Source organism: uncultured Clostridium sp., from assembly GCF_947036855.1.
GTDB lineage: Bacteria > Bacillota > Clostridia > Clostridiales > Clostridiaceae > Sarcina.
On sequence record NZ_CAMQRY010000187.1, the window covers coordinates 1 to 3,566 of the forward strand.

A 3,566-nucleotide genomic window follows, 5' to 3' on the forward strand; every position below is an offset into this window, starting at 1 on the left:
CACTTAATTTTATAACGTCCCAAAAATTATTTTTATCGACATCAATTATTTTTATCATAATAAACCCCTCATAATACAAATTTTATTATATTAATTATACCTAAATAAAAGGCACAATAAAAATTAATTTACTGTGCCTTTTGTTACTATTTTTCATCAAGTCTTCTTAAATCTACTTCTTGTAATGGAATTACTTTTGTTTTATGCTTAATTTTATAATAGAAAAATATCACTATAAACAAAGGTATTCCTATGTATGCTGCTATTAAGTTTCCCCACTGAACTCCATCACTTCCTATATTTGAATATCCCTGCCCAACAACAGCTACAAAACAAATAATAAAAGCTATAATAGGTCCAAATGGAAATAATTTTGCTCTATATGGTAAATCTTTAATTTTTTTACCTTGAGCTATGTATGCTTTTCTAAATCTATAATGACATGCTGCTATCCCAAGCCAAGCTATAAATCCTGATAATCCCGATGCAGCTACAAGCCATGTATAAACTGTTCCATCTCCAAAACTTCCTGTTAAAAATGATAAACTAGCAACTATCATTGTAAGTATTATAGCATTTAAAGGAACTCCTCTTTTAGTTGTTTTACCAAACATTTTAGGAGCCATTCCATCTTTAGCCATTGCATAAAGCATTCTACTTGATGCATACATCCCAGAATTTCCTGCTGATAAAACTGATGTTAAAATTACTGCATTCATAATTGAAGCAGCACCTGCTAATCCAACTCTTTCAAAAACTACTGTAAAAGCACTAGTTGAAACTGATAAATCTGCATGATTTATTAATGCTCCAATAACAAGTATAGTTCCAAGATAAAATAAAACTATTCTCCAAAAAATTGTATTTACAGCTTTTGGTACATCTCTTTCTGGATTTTCACTCTCACCTGCTGCAAGTCCCACAAGTTCTGTCCCTTGGAAAGAAAAACCTGCAACAAGGAATATTCCAAATATAGCTTTACTTCCTCCTATAAATGGACCTCCACCTTGGAAGTACCTTGAAAAACCTTCTGCTTTTCCATCCATTATTCCAAATATCATTAAAACTCCAATTATAATAAATATAACAACAGTTATAACTTTTATTGTTGCAAACCAAAACTCTGATTCACCATATGCTCTTGCTGATAGTAAGTTAAGTCCAACTATTATCAGAAGAAATACAGCACTCCATGCAATTGCTGGAATCTGTGGAAACCAAAACTTCATAACTATAGAACCAGCAACCATCTCCGCTGCTATTGTTATTGCCCAGTTATACCAATAATTCCACCCCATTGCAAAACCAAGTGCTGGGTCTATAAATTTAGTTGAGTAACTACCAAACGAACCTGTTTCTGGCAGATATGTAGCCATTTCCCCAAGCCCTGTACATAGAAAATAAACCATTACTCCAACTATGCTATATGCAAGAAATGAACCACCAACACCGGCCGTTTTTATAGTTCCTCCCATTGCTAAAAATATCCCAGTTCCAATAGCTCCGCCAAGAGCTATCATAGAAAGGTGTCTTGCTTTAAGTCCTCTTTTTAACCCTTCATTATTACTACTCATCATTAGTCCTCCTCTTATGGTATTCCATAAGTTTATAACCGGCAGCTAATTAATAATAAATAAAAAACCCCAAGCTAAAAATAGCCTAGGGGTGATAATTCAAATCTAAAAATACAATTCAAATACTTTAAATTTACATTAATGATAGCACCCCACAATTATATTGTGACAGTATTGTACATTTTCTATACAATCCCAGCTATATAAAATACAAGTATATTTTATACACTTCGGCAAATTTTCCTTTTTCATTACATCTTAGGTACTTGTCCTCTTTAATGATACTGATAAAATTTGCTCCTCTACCTCGTTATTAACTTTTATGCTATCATTATGCTTTAATATAAAACTTTCGTCAATATCAGTCCAGTTTTTTTATTTAATTAATACTAAAATCCAATTTTTAATATTAATTAAATAATATTAATTGAATAATGCTGATAGTATAATATTAAAATTCAATATCTTTTTTTCTTTTGAATTTATCAAAAAACCTTGCAAACTTAATAAGTATAGGATATCTTTTTTCAAGTTCTAATAAGTATAATCCTCTATACATTCCAAATATAGGTTCAAGTAGTGCCATAGTATCCTCATATCCATGCTTTATACGTTTTTTCTTTGCTGGTGCATCCAAATTAAGAGTTCCTTTTAAAACGCCCTCATAATCTTTCTTTGGCCCTATTTCTATTATCCTTGCATTAGGATATAAACTTTTATCAATAGTATCATCCGTTGCAAGAAGCACTACTATAATAAAATCACACCCTTCTCCATATACTGGTTGAACTGGTGTATTATCAGCAATTCCTCCATCAAAATATTTTTTCCCATCAACATGAGTACTCTTATAAATTATTGGTAATGTTGCAGATGCCATAATTATATCTTTTGCATCTTCATTACTATAATCATTAAGCTTAAAATATTTAGGTGTAAAATCTGGAAGCTCTGTACAAGCTGCATAACAAATTCTTCCTGACGCTCTCATCATATCCATATCTAAATATTTATTAATCATATCCATAACGCCATCTTTTGGAGCACTCTTTACAGAATCCCATCTATTTTTCATGTGTTTCTTACTAAAATTCATAGCTTTAGAACCAATTGCAAGTGCTACCCCCTTCCTCATAAGTTGAAACTTAGTAAGTGGTATAAGCTTGTCCATTGTAACTTCATCCCAAAGTCCTATAGCCATCTCTTGGCTATTTTGAGCAAATAAAACAGCATTAAACGCTCCTATTGAAGTCCCTGATATAACTTTTATATGCTTCTGCAGTCCAAGTTCTCCAAGTGCATTCCAAACACCTAGCTCATATGCGCCTTTTCCCCCACCACCTGATAAAACCAATCCTATTTTCATCTGTGCCTCCATATCTTTTCAAACCATCTTTTGTATTTCTAAATCAAATTTACGTATTTCTAATTATATATCATTATGTCTATTCTGTGAATATTTAATTAATAACTATTATTGATTAATAAAAAAAGAGATGGTTTACCCATCTCTTAACATACTTACTTTAAATTTTCTATTAATCTATCACTTTCTGAATATAATCTGTTGATATAATCACAAATTTCTTTCATGCTATCATCTTTATATTTTCTTACATCTCTTAAAACTTCCATTCTAAAAGTAAAGATTTGCCCTGTTGTAAGTCCTATTTCTTTGAATTTTGCTTCAAACTCATCAGTTCTCTTTTGAACAACTTCTGTAAATGAGAATAATTTAGCTCTTTCTGCTGTATCATTACATTCATTCGCTTTTTTCATTAACATATTACAAGCAAATCCAAGCTTCATATAATTTACAAGATGCTCTTTATAAGCTAAAGTATTAACCTTATCATCATCTAAAGTTAAAAGACCTTCATTTTTTTGTTGTTCTTTTATTGACTCCATTAATCTATCTCCTGGAGTATTTGGAACTTTAGGTGCTTTAGGCACTACAATTTCTTCTTTTATAATTTCTCTTTCTACTTTAAC

3 protein-coding genes and 1 riboswitch are annotated in these 3,566 nt (G+C 31.0%); all 3 genes read right to left on the reverse strand.

What is annotated here, in order from left to right:
- Window positions 1-146: 146 nt before the first annotated feature.
- Window positions 147-1,574 (reverse strand): amino acid permease, encoded by a 1,428-nt coding sequence (locus Q0V15_RS12470; protein WP_297439469.1) that lies wholly within the window; start codon window positions 1,572-1,574, stop codon window positions 147-149.
- A 137-nt stretch (window positions 1,575-1,711) separates the two neighbouring features.
- Window positions 1,712-1,887: riboswitch (Lysine riboswitch) on the reverse strand.
- 138 nt (window positions 1,888-2,025) lie between these two features.
- Window positions 2,026-2,940, reverse strand: a complete 915-nt coding sequence (locus Q0V15_RS12475) for a patatin-like phospholipase family protein (protein ID WP_297439470.1) — start codon at window positions 2,938-2,940, stop codon at window positions 2,026-2,028.
- Window positions 2,941-3,095: 155 nt separating this feature from the next.
- Window positions 3,096-3,566 (reverse strand): hypothetical protein (locus Q0V15_RS12480; RefSeq protein WP_297439471.1); only part of this gene is annotated, 471 nt, incomplete at its 5' end.